This is a genomic window from Haliea sp. (assembly GCF_040222615.1).
GTDB lineage: Bacteria > Pseudomonadota > Gammaproteobacteria > Pseudomonadales > Halieaceae > Haliea.
This window is the reverse complement of sequence record NZ_JAVKCQ010000046.1, coordinates 1-15,204: the sequence shown is the minus strand read 5'-3', so window position 1 is coordinate 15,204 and position 15,204 is coordinate 1. Positions and strand designations below refer to the sequence as shown.

The following is a 15,204-nucleotide window of genomic DNA, read 5'->3' as shown; positions in this document are numbered from 1 at the left end:
ACCGGTTGCCGGGATCGGCCTGACCCGGATCGAGTTCATCATTTCCAGCCAGATCCGGGTCCACCCCATGGCGCTGGTCCACCCGGACAAGGTGACGGATCCGGAGGTCGCGCGACAGATTGCCGACCTCCATTCCGGGTTCGAGCAGCCGACCGAATACTTTGTGGACACCCTGGCCCGCGCCGTTGCCAAGATCGCCGCCTCCCAGTATCCACGGCCGGTGATCGTGCGCATGTCGGACTTCAAGTCCAACGAGTACCGCGGCCTGCTCGGTGGCGAGGATTTCGAGCTGGAGGAAGAAAACCCGATGCTGGGCTTCCGCGGCGCCTCCCGCTACTACCATCCACTGTACCGGGAGGGTTTCCAGCTGGAGTGCCAGGCTATTCGTCGCGCCAGAGAGGTCATGGGGTTCGACAACATCATCGTCATGATTCCCTTCTGCAGGACACCGGGCGAGGCGGACCAGGTGCTGGCAACCATGGCCGAGGCAGGGCTGCAGCGCGGCAGCGCCGGTCTCAAGGTCTATGTCATGTGCGAAATTCCGTCCAACGTGATTCTCGCCGACCAGTTCGCCCGCCGTTTTGACGGCTTCTCCATCGGCAGCAACGACCTCACCCAGCTGGTACTGGGCATAGACCGCGACTCCGCGGTACTCAAGAGCCTGTTCGATGCGCGCGACGAAGCGGTCAAACGAATGATCACGCAGGTAATCCAGGTGGCCCATGAACAGGGCTGCAAAGTGGGCATCTGCGGCCAGGCACCCTCGGACCACCCCGAGTTCGCCGAATTCCTGGTCCACTGCGGCATCGATTCGATTTCCCTGAACCCGGATTCAGTCGCCCGTGCCAGCGTTCATGTGGCAGCGGCAGAGTCCGCCAAAGGGTAGATTATTGAACTTTATTCAAATAAGATTGCAGCTCGTGAATAAGTAGAAACGGAAGCTGGAATCATGAGCATAGAACTGTCGGAAGAAGACCAGTTGTTTGTCGATGTCACCCGCAAATGGGTCGACAAGGAATGCCCCAAGGACTGGTGCCGCCAGCTGGAGCAGCAAGAACACGTTTTCCCCCACGAACTGTGGGACAAGCTGGTGGCATTTGGCGCCCACGGAATCGGTGTACCCGAGGAGTACGGCGGCCAGGGCGGCACCATTCTCAACCAGACGCTGTTTGCCCGCGAGTTTTCCCGCACCGCGGCGGGCCTGAGCTGGGTCTGGGGCGTCACCTCCTTCTCCGGCACCAAGGCCATCAATTTCTGCGGCTCCGAGGCCCAGAAACAGGAATTCCTGCCCCGTATCGCCAGCGGCGAATTGAAGACCGCCATGAGCTTTACCGAAGCCGGCGGTGGCACCGATCTGCTTGGCGGCATGCGCACCCGCGGAGACAAGGTTGATGGCGGCTGGCTGCTGAACGGGGAAAAGATCTGGAGCACCGGCGCCGATGTCGCCGACTACCTGCTGGTCATGGCGCGTACGGACCTGAACACCGCCAAGCGCAGCGACGGCATCTCGATTTTCTTCGTCCCGCGCGACAGCAAGGGAATCACGGTGACGCCCTTGCCCAAGCTCGGCATGCGCGCCATGAGCTCCTGTTCGGTAGTGATGGAAGATGTCTTTGTGGCCGATGAACTGCTGCTGGGCGAGCCCAACCGGGGCTGGTACCAATCCACCAGGACCCTGAACAACGAGCGCCTGGTCAATGCCGCCACTTGCCTGGGCATGCTGGACGGCGTGATCGAGGACGCCGTGGAGCACATGAAGTCACGCCACGCCTTCGGCCAGCCCATCGGCCAGTTCCAGATTCTGCAGCACTATCTCGCCGACATGGCCATGTGGCAAAAACAGGGAGAGTTGATCGTCCTCCATACCGCCCGCCTGCAGGCCGAAGACAAACCCAGTGCGATCGAGTCGGGCATGGCCAAGGTCCTGTGCTCGGACTACGTGGGCAAGGCGGCCGATCTGGGCATCCAGATACTCGGTGGCATGGGCTATTCCGCGGAAACCGACATGCAACGCTACTGGCGCGATTCCCGGCTGCTGCGCCTGGGCCCGATCAGCAACGAGATGGCCAAGAACATGATCGCCGAAAGCTACGGCATGCCCCGGTCATTCTGACCTCTCACACAGGCAACAGGAGCCGGCATGGCTGACAGCAGCAAGGACATCGTTCGCACCTTCCTGGGCGCCGCGCAGCGGGGTGATATGGCAAGCGTGGAGAGATTGCTCCATCCCGAGGCCCGAATCATCGAGGCGGATTCCCTTCCCTTCGGTGGCATGGTGTCCGGCTTCGAGGGCTTCACCGAACTGGTACGCCGGGTATTCACGACGTTCGCCAACACCGCAGTGACCATTGATGAGTACATTGCCGAGGGCGAAACGGTCGTGGTCCTGGCGACCATGACCGGGCACAGCAAGGCCGGCGGCGAAGCGTTCAGCATGCCCATCTGTGAAATCTGGCGCCTGCGGGACGGCCTTATCACCGAAATCAGGCCGTTCTACCACGACACCCAGAAGTTCAACGCCCTGGCGTCAGGGACTGTGGGAACCGGGCATGCGCCCTGAAGGTATCTTCGCCACCTCACTGGGTGATCTCCTGCTGCGCAGTGCAGACCAGTGGCCCGACACCATCGCGGCGATCTTCCCGGACACGGCCTTCACTTACCGACAGCTATACGACGGCGCCTTCGACAAGGCGCGGTTGCTGCAGGGCAATGGGGTCAACCCCGGCGACCATATCGGGCTGTTGATGCCGAATTGCCCGGAGTATCTGGAGTGGCTGTTTGCAATAGCCCTCACGGGGGCGGTGGCAGTCACCATCAACGCCCGCTACCGGGCCAGCGAGCTGGCCTATGTCATCGACAACGCCGACCTGCGGATGCTGGTTACCCGGCTAGCCAGCGACCACCCCACCGACTACGCCCAGATTCTGGAAGACATTTTCCCGGAGCTGCGCCCGGGCGCTCCGGCGGCGGACAGCCTGGCGGCAGCGCCGCTGTTGCGGCAGATCCTGACGACTGGCGATCGCCCACCTCCGGATCACGGGCTGTATCTCGACACCACGCGGTTGGGCACTATCGCTCGCCGGGTCACCCCGGAGCAGGCGCAACGTGTACAGGCCAGTATTTCGCTCGCCGCTCCCTGCCTGATGATGTACACCTCGGGTACAACCAGCCACCCCAAGGGCTGCCCGCTGAGCCATGAAATGGTGACCCGCAAGGCATTTTCGATCGCCAGCCGGCTCGGCCTGAGCGATGCCGACCGCCAGTGGAATCCATTGCCGTTCTTCCACCTCGCATCCATCATGCCCATGCTGGCCACGTTCAGCACCGGCGGCAGCTACATGACCGCGCCCCACTTTGCGCCCGAGCAGGCCCTGCGGCAGATCATGGCTGAGCGCGCCACGGTGCTCTACCCGGCTTTTCCGACCATCATGTCGGATCTCGTTACCCACCCGCTGTTCAGCGAACTGGACAAGCACCAGATCCGCCTGATCAACAACGTGGCACCCCCCGAGCGGCTCCGGGAGAACATGAAACTGCTCCCCCATACGCTGCACATCAGCGCCTACGGCCTCACCGAAGCCACCGGCCTGTCCTGCTATAGCGACCTCGGCGACGACAACCAGACCCGCTCCCAAACTATCGGGCCGCCCCTGGACGGTACTCTGCTGCAGGTGGTGGATCCCGCCTCCGGCACGCCGCTGCCGGCGGGGGAGCGCGGAGAAATGCTGATCGCCGGTTACTCGGTATTCTCCGGCTACTACAAGGATCCGGAGGCGACCGCGGCAGCGTTCACCCGGGATGGCTGGTTCCGCACCGGCGACATCTGCGCCCTGGACGAGCTGGGCCGGGTAAGCTACCACGGCCGCCTCAAGGAGACTCTCAAGGTAGGCGGGGAGAATGTATCGGCCCTGGAGATCGAGTCCTTCCTGTCGACCCATCCGGCCGTCAAGCTTGTCCAGGTGGTCGGCATTCCGGACCCGCGCCTGCAGGAGGTGGTCGCTGCTTTCATAGAGCTGAACCCCGGCGCGCAGTGCGATAGCGATGACATTATCAGCTTCTGTGTGGGCAAGGTGGCCTCGTTCAAGGTGCCACGCCACGTTGAATTCGTCGCCGAGTGGCCGATGTCCGCGACCAAGGTCCAGAAATTCCGGCTGCGGGAAGACCTTGTGCAGCGCTTGGGTCTTGTGTAAACCTTGAAGACTCCATCCTTCTCTTCATGAGGCACGAGCAGCCGCCAGTCCATGACAACTGACCAGACCAGCATGCCAGCCGACCTGACCGATCGCTTTCGGGAGTTCCACCGGCTCAGCCTGAGTCACTATGAGTCCTATACCAGGCTCTACTCCGACTACCTGAGAACAGGGATGCGGTTTTTCGACATGCCTATCGGCATTGTCAGTCGCATCAGTGAGGGGCAGTACATCGTCCTCGCCGTCGAACCGGAAACCATGAGCCTCGCTTCCGGCGACGCCATGCCGCTGGGGGACACCTATTGCTCTGTGGTAGTCGACAGGGATGTGACCGTGGCAGTTTCCCACGCCGGGCAGGATACCGCACTGTGCGGGCATCCGGCCTACAGGGAGATGCACCTGGAGGCGTATCTGGCGACCCCTATTCGGGTTAACGGAGAAATCTACGGAACCCTGAATTTCTCCTCGCCGGAAGCGCGCAAACTCCCCTTTTGCGATACTGACGTGGAACTCGTCGAACTGATGGCCGGTCGGATCGGCCAGATCATCGAACAGGATCAGCTTGATCGTGAGCGGCAGAAGGCCATAAGCCAACTGCGTGAGAACACGGCGCTGTTCGAGAGCGCCTTCGAGTACGCCGCGATCGGGATGGCTGTAGTAAGCCTGGAAGGCCGCTGGCTGCGGGTCAACAATGCGGCCATCGAACTTATGGGGTACAGCGAAACCGAATTGCTGAGCATTGACTTCCAGACACTTACCCACCCGGATGATCTCGACAAAGATCTGGATTTACTGCGAGAAATGCTGTCGGGGGACCGCGACACCTACCGGATGGAGAAGCGCTACTTTCACAAGAACGGGCAGGAGATCTGGGCTCTGCTCAGTGTTTCGATGGTCCGTGACGAAAACGACAGGCCGGAGTATTTCGTCTCGCAGATCCAGGATATCAGCGCGCAGAAGCGTGCCGAGGCCGAGTTGCTGCATCGACAGAAACAGCTGGAAGCGCTGAATGACAGGCTGGAGCAACTATCGACAACGGACCCCCTGACCCAGCTCAACAATCGACGCGCGCTGGAGGCGCGATTGCAGGAGGAGTTGTCCCGCAGCAAGCGAACCGGGGAGCCGCTGTCGCTGCTCATGGTCGATGTGGACCACTTCAAACGCTATAACGATACCTACGGTCATCCCGAAGGCGATCTCGCCCTGCGCGCACTGGCTGCGGCTCTCAATGACGTTTCGCGGACCAACGACACCGTTGCGCGACTGGGCGGGGAGGAGTTCGTGCTCCTGCTGCCACATACTGACGAGGCCGGCTGTTGCGCCGTGGCGGGGCGACTGGCCCAGTTGGTCACTGGACTGGAAGGTTTGCAGGCAGCCATCACTGTTAGCACCGGCGGGGCAACGCTGGTGCCTGCCATCGGATCGACCCGCTTACCGACCGCGGATGCCCTGATGAGACGGACGGATGAAGCACTGTACAGGGCCAAGCAGGAAGGAAGAAATCGTCACTGCCAGGCGCCGTAGCCGCGCCTCGCCGGGGCCATCACCGCCGGCCACTGCTACACTCCCCCGCCTCGATCACCGCCGAAGCGCAGACAGCGCACTACCCCCAAGAGTGGTATGGCCATGACAGGCTCGCCCAAGTAGTATTCTGGGTTCGTTTGCTCCAGATGGGTAACCCATGGTCATTAATCGCTGGCTCAACTCCGTAGCCAACGCCGGCAAGAACCTGCTGCGCAGCTCCGCACGGGACAAGAACACCATCACGGCCCTCTGCACCCAGCTCTATTCGAACAAGGGTGAGGCACTGGGTATTGCCCTGGCGGATGAGGTGGCAGTCGCCTATGCCGGGCTCAACCAGGCCCAGAAAACCGAATTCTTCCACACCCTGGCCACGGACTACAGCCCGGACCCGGAGCTGATCAACCGCTGTGCCGCGGAATATGGCAAGACCCAGAGCCTGGCAGCCTACCGGGCACTGGCGCAGGCAGTGGAGTCCCCGCGCCAGACCCTGTTCCGGCGGATCAACATGGCGCCGAAAGGGACCCGCACCATGGTCAATATGCGCGAAGACCTGCTGGCGCTGCTATCCGATGACGACTCCCTGCGGGCAGTGGACGACGATCTCCAACACTTGCTCAGTTCATGGTTTAACCCCGGATTTCTCAAGCTGCGAACCCTGGACTGGGAGTCACCGGCCGCAGTGCTGGAAAAACTGATCGAATACGAGGCGGTGCACGAGATGCAGGGCTGGGACGACCTGCGTCGCCGGCTGGACGCCCAGGACCGGCGCTGTTTCGGCTTCTTCCACCCGGCACTGCCGGATGAGCCGCTTATTTTCGTCGAAGTCGCACTGGTGGCATCCATATCCAGCTCGGTACAGAGTATTCTCGCGCCACAGGACGGCGCGGTTGCCCAGGAACGGCTGAAGACGGCCATCTTCTACTCCATCAGTAACTGCCAGCCCGGTCTCCGGGGCATCAGCTTCGGCAACTTCCTGATCAAGCAGGTGGTCATGCGCCTGAAAGAGGAAATGCCACAATTGGCCGAGTTCGCCACCCTGTCGCCGATACCGGGTTTCAGAGCCTGGCTCAACAAGGTACTGGCTGACGAACAGCAGAGCCTGCTGCCGGCAAGGGATACCGCACTGCTCACCGCGCTGGACTCACCCCACTGGCATCAGGACAGCAGCCTCACCGCCAGGCTGCAGCCGCTGCTCATGTGGCTGTGTGCCCACTATCTGGTGCAGGAAAAACGCGGCAGCGCTCCGCTGGACCCGGTGGCACGCTTTCATCTGGGCAATGGCGCCAGCGTCGCGCGGCTCAACTGGCTGGGGGACATCTCCCAGAAGGGCCTGCAGCAATCAGCGGGCCTGCTGGTGAACTATGAGTACGACCTTGAGGAAGTGGAGGAGCATCACGAAGCATTCCTGAATCGCGGCGAAATCGCCTGCTCACCCACCGTGCGCAAACTGCTCAATCGGCAGGGCTGATCCCCTGCCGCCGACCAATGCACGCTGCGGTTGGCCGCGGCGCCAAACTAGACTGTCTGCTGCGCCACTTCCCTGAAGGCCTCGCGGAATATCTCCAGGCCCTCGTGCAACAAGCTGTCTTCTATATTGAGCGCGACAAAAAGTTTGTTGACCTGGCTGTCAGCGCCGCAGGTTTCGCACACCAGGCCTTTCTCAAATGCTCTGGCGGCCACCTTGTCGGAGAAACCCGTGACCGGCGTCTCTATGCCCAGCACCAGGCCCCGGCCGCGCACCTTGCAGTGCAGCTTGGGAAACTCTTCGCGCAGTTCGTGCAAGGCTTCCATGATGATAGCGGACTTGCGTACCACTTCCCTGGTCAGGGCATCATCGGCCCAGTATTGCTGGATGAGCTCGGTAGCCGCCACGAATGCCAGCGAGTTGCCGCGGAAGGTGCCGGTGTGCTCGCCCGGTGACCAGACGTCCGCCTCCGGCTTTATCAGCAACACCGCCATCGGGTTGCCGCCGCCGATAGACTTGGAGAGACACACCATATCCGGCTCTATGCCGGCCTCTTCAAAACTGAAAAACTTCCCGGTGCGGCCGTTACCGACCTGAATATCGTCGATGATCAGCAGAATATCGAACTCCTTGCACAGGGCAGCGAGCTGTTGCAGCCACTCTTTGGAGGCGACATTGATCCCGCCCTCTCCCTGCACCGTCTCCACGATCACCGCTGCTGGCGTCTCCATGCCGGAACCGTGATCCTCGAGATAGCGGCGGAAGACGTGAATTGTGTCGATATCATCGCCGAGAAAGCCGTCGAAGGGCATGAACGACACCGCGCCGCGTGAACCATAGGATGCGTCGCGATAGGCCTCGTTGCCTGTCACCGCCAGGGCCCCCATGGTGTGTCCATGATAGGCGTTGGTGAATGCGACGATATTGGAACGGCCCTTGACCTGGCGGGCGAGTTTCATCGCAGCCTCGGTGCAGTTGGTGCCGGTGGGACCGGTAAACTGCATCTTGTAATTGTAGCCACGCGGTTCCAGGATGTACTTGACGAAAACCTCAATGAATTTCTGCTTGGCGACCGTGGCCTTGTCCAGGCCGTGCGCAATGCGCCTGTCCTGCAGGTACTTGATACTGGCCTCCACAGCGGCTTCCGGGTTGTGGCCGTAATTCAGGGTACCGGCGCCGGCGAAGAAATCGATATAGCGGTTGCCATCTTCGTCAAAAAGTTCCGCGCCAATGGCCTTGTCAAAAACCACCGGAAACGATCGAATATAGCCGCGAACTTCCGATTCGTGCTGTTCAAACACCTCCATAACATCTCTCCCTCAACCGTGCGATTGCAAAACCCATTATGTTAACGCAATGGCAACACAAAATTCAGGGTTGACACGGCACTATGTCGACCTGTTGTCCAGCACCTCTGTGGTTTATTCCAGAATCCTCTCAGAAAACGCGGAAAACCGGGTCCTAGCGGACTAAATATCGATTGGGCGACTCTGCTTGATGCCGAACTCCGCTGCAATCGTCCTGATCTCCTCTATCTCCTCATTGCTGACTTCGCCATCTGCTCCGGCGATGGCATAGAGGGATTCAAGAAAGTGGGCCTTGCGTTCCGCGATCAGGCCAAGCTGATCATCGCTGCTGTCCTCAGGGTTCAGGCTGCGACTCTGCATCATGGACAGCTCCATGATGAACTCCACCTCGGACGGTTCAAGCAGAGCGACGTCGTGCAGTACTCGGCGCATTTCGGCACGCTCACTGTCATCCACTACGTTGTCCGCATAGGCAACGCGCGCCAGGGCAAAGGAGAAGGCTGCCAGATAGCTTGCGGTTCCGGGTTCGTGTTTACCGAGGAGGTTCAGCATGCGACTGGCGCCTTCCGATACTGCTTCGCCAAGGGGTTTCATATGACCGTCTTCCAGGTGCAGGATACGGTCGGCGATGTCGAGAATACGATTATCGTGGGTCACCAGCACCACGGCCGCCCCGTCTTCCCGGGCCAGCTCCTGGATCAGTTCCACAACGTCGCGGCCGGACTGCTTGTCCAGAGAAGCGGTCGGTTCATCCGCCAGGATAACCCGAGGCCGGTTCACCAGGGCACGCGCGATTCCCGCCCGCTGCTTCTGACCTCCGGACAATTCCGCTGGGTGTTTGTCGATGTGCTCGCCGAGGCCAACGCGTTCAAGAACAGCAACAATACGCTGCCTGGCGTTGCGGTGCCCCGAGGGGTCGAGCTTCAATCCCATCTGCACATTCTGGCCGATGGTCAGGCTTTCGAGCAGGTTGTGAGACTGAAAAATATAGCCAATCTGCCGCCGGACTTTGACCAGGGTGCGCTCGCGCGCCCGATTGAGCTCGTTTCCCAGAACCTTCACGCTGCCCTGCTGCGCCGAACGCAAAGCGCCCATCAGTGTAAGCAGCGTGGTCTTGCCCGAGCCTGACGGCCCGGTGAGAATCACCACCTCACCGGCGCGAACAGAGGCGCTGATGTCGTACAAAATCTGTTTCTCCAAGGCGCCTTTGCCGTAGATATAGGACACACCTTCCAGTACCACCGGCATTTCATCAGTCATCAGAACACCTCCGCCGGGTCGATGGAGCGCAACTTGCGCAGGGCCAGAATACCGGAGCCAGCGCACATGAGCAGGGTCAGCAGGAACAGAAACCCGGCTGAACGGGCATCCATCGACAGGGGCAGCCCGGTGGCATCCGCTGCCTTGCCAAACACCAGAATGGAAATCGTGATCCCGGGTATGAAGCCCAGCACCGCCAGCACCAGCGACTGCTGCAGCACGACTCCACGCAGATAACCGTGGGTGTAACCCATGGCCTTGAGGGTCGCGTATTCACCGGTGTGATCCTGCACATCGGCAAACAGGATCTGGTAGACAATGATAAATCCCACCACCAGACCCATGATCGCACCGAACGTGAACATGTAACCGACCGGCGTGGTCTTGCTCCAGTGGTTGATTTCCTGGGCCTTGAATTCCTCCCGCGTCAATACCCGCACATCACCGGGAATCGCCGCGACAATCTCACGCTGGAGCTGTACCGGGTCGGCACCGGGCTCAAGGTGAATCAGACCAATATCGATTGCCGACTTGTCGCGCTTGGGAAATGCGCGCAGGAAATTGAGATCGGAGGTGATCACGCCACCGTCCAGCCCAAAAGACGTGCCGAGGGAATACAGACCGGCCAGTATCGGCATCCGGTCGTTGATATCGACTTCATAGGAGCCGTTGCTCTCGAACAGGGCGGCAACCGGTCCGTACTCCGGCCGGCCCCGCTGGTCGAAGATGATGCGGTCCGGCAACTTGACCAGATCGTGCTGATCCGGTGTCAGCAGGCGGGCGAAGCCGCGGTCCGAGGGGTTGAATCCGACCACGAAGATATTGCGGGCGCTGGTTCTGTCAGCCGGATTCCGCCAACTTCCCTGCTGCGTATATACCGGCGTGACAGCTGATACACCCTTGAACCCCGTAGCCTGGTACAGCCGACCGCGTGGAAACTGTTTGGTCGATACCAGATAGGTCGTCTTGGGGCTGACCATCACCAGCTCGTAGTCCATGGCGCTGTGGTAGCGCACGGCACTGACTGACAGGGCCTGGCTGAACTCAAGCTGCACCGTGATGAGAATAACCGCGAAGGCAATACCGATAATGGCGGCCAGCAGCCGCAGCTTCTGATGCTTCAGCTGCAGCCAGCCCAGCGGGAGAAAGCGGGACATCAGCTCTTTATCTCCACCTCGACCTGCATATTGGTCAGGCCCGACACGTTGTCGCTACTGTCCAGCAGGATGAAGACCTCCACGACGCGGGCATCGGTCTTGGCGATGGGGTCCGTGCCCAGCACATCCATACGTCCAACTTTCAGGGCAATACGCTCCACCTTGCCGGTAATACCATCCCCCAGGGCAGGAGCCTTGACCACCGCCGCCTGGCCGACCCGCACCAGGCTGATATCGGTTTCATAGACCTCGGCAACGGCGTACATGCGGTCCGTCTGGGCCAGCTCCAGGATACCGTCCGGACCGACACTTTCCCCCGGGTAGCTGTGGATTTCCAGCACCTGGGCTCGCAGTGGTGACCGCACAACAGACAGCTCGAGACGCGCCTGAGCCGCTGCCAGGTCAGCCCTGGCGATACTCAGCTCCATGGTCGCTGCATCCAGCTGGGTCCTGCTGGTGGCCGAGGTCCTGGCCAAATCCTGCTGCCGCGCCATCTCCCGCTGGGCATTGTCGAGAATGGCCTCCAGCCGCGCGACTTCCGCGCGCCGCAACTGATAGCTATCGAGAAAGGCAACAATCTGGTCCTTTTCCACCCAATCCCCCTCCTCGACCGAGAGTTCCTTGATGACCGAACCGGACACGCCCACACTGGAAGGGCCCGAGAGCCGAATGATGCCGTTAAGTGGCTCGAGCCGCCCCAGACTGGACACACCCCGCTCCGCGGCAGAGGCTCCGGCAGTCACCAATATCGTCAACCAAAATATTCCAAAGACATTTTTCGCCACCGCTGCACCCCTTTATCCATCGTGTATTGTTAGCTGCGAAATTTTCGCCTCGCCTTTCCCGGGCTGCCCCTGAACTGTCGCCGCATTGTTCTTTCTGGCCTGGAATTTCCCAAGCAGCACCCGAATCTGGTCAAGGTTGGCTTCGTACCAGAGATCAGCGTGTACCCTGAGATTACGCACATAGCCCGGCGTGGTTTCATCCAGCTTCATCAGAGCGCGCGGCAGCGCGCCATCGACCCGAAGATAACGATCCCCCAACAGCTGTTGGCACTGGTGTGCACTCACCGCGGAGCTGGCGCTGAGCATATGGTCGAGCAGGCCATTTGACAGCCAGCCGACGATGCCCCAGTCACGGGACGCGTTGCCAATCGCGTCCTGCTGTTGCTGCGACATATCGTGAACAGGACGCCCGGTACCCAGGGACATCATCCAGATCTGGTCGATGGTATAGCCCATGGCCAGTGCTTCCGAGATGGCGCACACACTCGGATCGTTGATTGCAACCGCGCCGTCTATCAGCCAGCGGCTGTAGATATCGGTGGTAGGTACAGGTGGGTACAGGGTGGGAGCTGCCGTGGCGGCATCACAGATCTCGGCGAGCGTCGGATTATAGCTGGCATCGTGCCCGCGACGATTCTTGAAGGTGATCAGCTCGCGGTTGATGAAATCATAGGCAATCACCATCAGTTGCTTGTCGACGATATCGTTGATGCGTACCTTCCCCAGCACCTCTTCCAGATACTGGCGCTTGTTGATGCCATCGTATTTTGGCTGATTCTGTATGCGCCCCAGTATCCAGTCCCAGACAGACTTGTCGAATATCCGTGACATGTTGTCGGAGGAATAACTGGTCCTGGCGAGCACTTCAACAGACCCCTCACCCATAGCGCAATAAGCCGCGATCAGAGCACCGGTGCTGACACCGGCAAAGAAATCGAAGGTACCACGGATATCGACGCCAGCTTCCTGTTCAATCTGGTACAGCACATTCACGGGAATCACTCCGCGTGCGCCGCCACCATCTATAGAAAGAATCAGTATCGGATCGGAGCTGGCTGCCACCTGCTCTGGCCCCCTTGGTTGCCGTGCAAGATGTATTATTGCCCCATCAAAGGGGAAAAATGAGACTACACAGGGCAGGGGTTTTCCGCAAGCGCGGCTCCGGGGGGACACTGCTCACGCTAATCAACCGGGGTGACGCCCTGCTCCAGGAACAGTCTCCAGACTGGCTCATCAAGCGGGTGCCGACCTACAGGGTGCCCGACAGTGTGTCCTCGAAGTGAGCCAGCGACAGGCGAACGTACGGTGACAGTAGCCGCCCGTGAATCCGCTGTTACCGCCACCAATGGCTTGTTCGTCAGGGCATCAAATCATCCTGATTCACACCTTCCCTGACGGGTATCATCAAATCCTCCTTGCTGACACCAAGCAACAGCAGGATGTTCGATGCCATATAGATCGACGAGTAGGTACCCACGCCAATGCCGACCAACAGCGCCACGGCAAAGCCGAGGATCATGTCTCCGCCAAAAATTGCCAGCGCGACAAGCACCATGACCGTGGTCAGCGAGGTGATCGTCGTTCGCCCCAGTGTTTCAGTCAGGGAGATGTTCACGATATCAAGCGGCGTCACCCCCCGCAGCTTGCGGAAATTCTCGCGAATGCGGTCGTAGACCACAATCGTGTCATTGAGCGAATAGCCGATGACTGCCAGCACCGCGGCGAGCACAGTCAGGTCAAACTCCATGCCGGTAATGGAGAAAAATCCCAGGGTGATGATCACATCGTGGATCAGGGCAATCACGGCGCTGAGGGCGAACTTGAACTGGAAACGGAAGGCGATGTAGAGCATGATCAGGCCCAGTGCCAGCAGCATTGCCAGCCCGCCCTGCTCCCGCAATTCATCGCCCACCTGCGGGCCGACAAACTCGACGCGGCGCAACTCTACCGTGCTCTCGACTTGCTCCTGCAGCGTCTCCAGCAGCGCCTGTCCAGCGGTTTCCGTATACCCCTGGGGCAGGCGGATGAGGACATCGCGATCAGTTCCGAAAGCCACCACAACGGCGCCAGCGTAGCCCTCCGACTCAAGATAGGAGCGGATATTGTTAAGATCAGCGGACTCGCTGTAGTGCACTTCCACCAGCGTCCCGCCGGTGAAATCCAGCCCCCAGTTGAGCTGGCGGACAAAAAAGGAGCCAATCGACACCAGGAGCAGCAGCATCGAAAAAGCGAGGGCCAGCTTGCGCCAACCCATAAAATTCATGGTCTTCATTGAAATTCACCTGAGAAATATGCGGTAAGCTCGCCACCGTTACCGACGCCCTGCTGCTGGCAGAAAACCAGGCACTGGACGCCGTCAGGGGCGCTACAGAGAACGGAAAACTCAGGTGTTGAGAGGCGGTGCCTGCGGCAGGACAGGGTAGTGACTGATGCGAATGCGGGCCGAGACAGTCATGGCCAGGGCAAACATGACAGGGGTGCTCAGCCAGCCGACAGCGGGCCATCCGTGCCCCGGCATGGCAGCGGCATCGTCCCCGGCAAAGCCTTCCCCGGTGCCCGGCAGAAAAGGCGGCGACCCATCTCCCAACTGCTCGAACTGACCGCCATGGAATGCGGGGGCGTTCCATGAGGCGGACCAGACCAGAAGATTGCCGATCAGGAGCAGACACAGCGTCAGCTGGGTAAGGGATCTGCCTGATATGGAGGGTGTCATGACGGGGTCCTGGATGGACAAGTTACGCTACGGCGCTATTAGTAGCACGGTTCCCGCTGGCTGCGAAAGCTGAAATAGTCACAAGTTGCCCGTCACGGGAGAAGCTGCGCACAACAGGGCGCTGAGTGCCCCGGGGGCGGGGACGATTCGCAACCTAAGGAAGGTGCGACTGATTGAGCCGGTGCCCCCCTGCATACACCACCTGCCTCCCCGGACGCGCAAAGCCGACCAGGGTCATGCCGCATCGCATTGCGGTATCGGCTGCCCGCGCGGTCGCCGCGGACACGGCAACCAGCACCGCCATGTCAGCCCTGGCGGCCTTCTGCACCAGTTCATAGCTGGCGCGGCTGGACACCAGTGCAAACCCCGGCGGCCGCGGCCCGTTCACCGCCAGGGCGCCCACCAGCTTGTCGAGTGCGTTGTGGCGGCCAACGTCTTCCCGCAGCAACAGGATTGCTCCTTGCGGGTCGCACCAGGCCGCTGCGTGCATACCGCCGGTAAGGCCGCCCAACTGCTGAAAGTCGGGCAGTGCCGCCAGGGCGTGCTGGATCGCGCGGTGACTCACTTCGACATCCGCCGATACCGCCGGCAGGGGCATCGCAAAATACGCCAGTGATTCGACACCGCAGAGACCGCAGCCCGACTGACCCGCCAGGAACCGGCGCCGCTGTTTCAGGGCGGCGAGACGGCCGGAGGCGAGTTCCATGCGCAGCTCAATACCCTGCCCACAGTGCCGAACCTCGATGTCATAGATCTGTCCGGGGCGATCGACAATGCCTTCGCCCAGACTGAAACCCAGGGCA

14 protein-coding genes are annotated in these 15,204 nt (G+C 60.6%); 6 read left to right on the top strand and 8 right to left on the bottom strand.

Annotated elements, in window-relative coordinates; all coding sequences use genetic code 11:
* The 6 genes from RJQ10_RS04270 to RJQ10_RS04245 all read left to right on the top strand — a co-directional run.
* The coding region (locus RJQ10_RS04270) for a putative PEP-binding protein (RefSeq protein WP_350143963.1) at positions 1-886 on the top strand (886 nt) is incomplete at its 5' end.
* Positions 887-949: 63 nt separating this feature from the next.
* A complete protein-coding gene (locus RJQ10_RS04265) occupies positions 950-2,113 on the top strand; it encodes an acyl-CoA dehydrogenase family protein (protein ID WP_350143961.1) in 1,164 nt (387 codons plus the stop codon).
* Between the two features lie 27 nt (positions 2,114-2,140).
* A complete protein-coding gene (locus RJQ10_RS04260) occupies positions 2,141-2,560 on the top strand; it encodes a nuclear transport factor 2 family protein (RefSeq protein ID WP_350143959.1) in 420 nt (139 codons plus the stop codon).
* The gene (locus RJQ10_RS04255) at positions 2,550-4,190 is read left to right on the top strand and encodes a class I adenylate-forming enzyme family protein (protein ID WP_350143958.1); all 1,641 of its coding nucleotides are present in this window, start codon (positions 2,550-2,552) and stop codon (positions 4,188-4,190) included. Before RJQ10_RS04260 ends, RJQ10_RS04255 begins: the two co-directional genes overlap by 11 nt.
* Positions 4,191-4,241: 51 nt before the next feature.
* Positions 4,242-5,714 (top strand): sensor domain-containing diguanylate cyclase, encoded by a 1,473-nt coding sequence (locus RJQ10_RS04250; protein ID WP_350143956.1) that lies wholly within the window; start codon positions 4,242-4,244, stop codon positions 5,712-5,714.
* A gap of 157 nt (positions 5,715-5,871) precedes the next feature.
* Positions 5,872-7,182: a malonyl-CoA decarboxylase gene (locus RJQ10_RS04245; RefSeq protein WP_350143954.1), complete on the top strand. Its 1,311-nt coding sequence runs from the start codon at positions 5,872-5,874 to the stop codon at positions 7,180-7,182.
* Positions 7,183-7,229: 47 nt separating this feature from the next.
* Here RJQ10_RS04245 and ectB read toward each other — a convergent pair whose 3' ends face one another.
* The 8 genes from ectB to fdhD all read right to left on the bottom strand — a co-directional run.
* On the bottom strand, positions 7,230-8,486 hold the full coding sequence (ectB, locus tag RJQ10_RS04240) for a diaminobutyrate--2-oxoglutarate transaminase (protein WP_350143952.1): 1,257 nt from the start codon (positions 8,484-8,486) through the stop codon (positions 7,230-7,232).
* Positions 8,487-8,648: 162 nt separating this feature from the next.
* Positions 8,649-9,746 (bottom strand): ATP-binding cassette domain-containing protein, encoded by a 1,098-nt coding sequence (locus RJQ10_RS04235; protein ID WP_350143950.1) that lies wholly within the window; start codon positions 9,744-9,746, stop codon positions 8,649-8,651.
* Positions 9,746-10,903, bottom strand: a complete 1,158-nt coding sequence (gene devC, locus RJQ10_RS04230; RefSeq protein ID WP_350143948.1) for an ABC transporter permease DevC — start codon at positions 10,901-10,903, stop codon at positions 9,746-9,748. Before devC ends, RJQ10_RS04235 begins: the two co-directional genes overlap by 1 nt.
* Positions 10,903-11,613, bottom strand: coding sequence for an efflux RND transporter periplasmic adaptor subunit (locus tag RJQ10_RS04225; protein WP_350143946.1), 711 nt, complete (start codon positions 11,611-11,613; stop codon positions 10,903-10,905). Before RJQ10_RS04225 ends, devC begins: the two co-directional genes overlap by 1 nt.
* Before the next feature lie 87 nt (positions 11,614-11,700).
* Positions 11,701-12,750, bottom strand: coding sequence for a patatin-like phospholipase family protein (locus tag RJQ10_RS04220; protein WP_350143944.1), 1,050 nt, complete (start codon positions 12,748-12,750; stop codon positions 11,701-11,703).
* A 295-nt stretch (positions 12,751-13,045) separates the two neighbouring features.
* Positions 13,046-13,960 (bottom strand): protein translocase subunit SecF, encoded by a 915-nt coding sequence (secF, locus tag RJQ10_RS04215; protein ID WP_350143942.1) that lies wholly within the window; start codon positions 13,958-13,960, stop codon positions 13,046-13,048.
* Positions 13,961-14,071: 111 nt separating this feature from the next.
* A complete protein-coding gene (locus RJQ10_RS04210) occupies positions 14,072-14,401 on the bottom strand; it encodes a hypothetical protein (RefSeq protein WP_350143940.1) in 330 nt (109 codons plus the stop codon).
* Between the two features lie 154 nt (positions 14,402-14,555).
* Positions 14,556-15,204: formate dehydrogenase accessory sulfurtransferase FdhD (gene fdhD, locus RJQ10_RS04205; RefSeq protein ID WP_350143938.1), on the bottom strand; the 649-nt coding region annotated here is incomplete at its 5' end.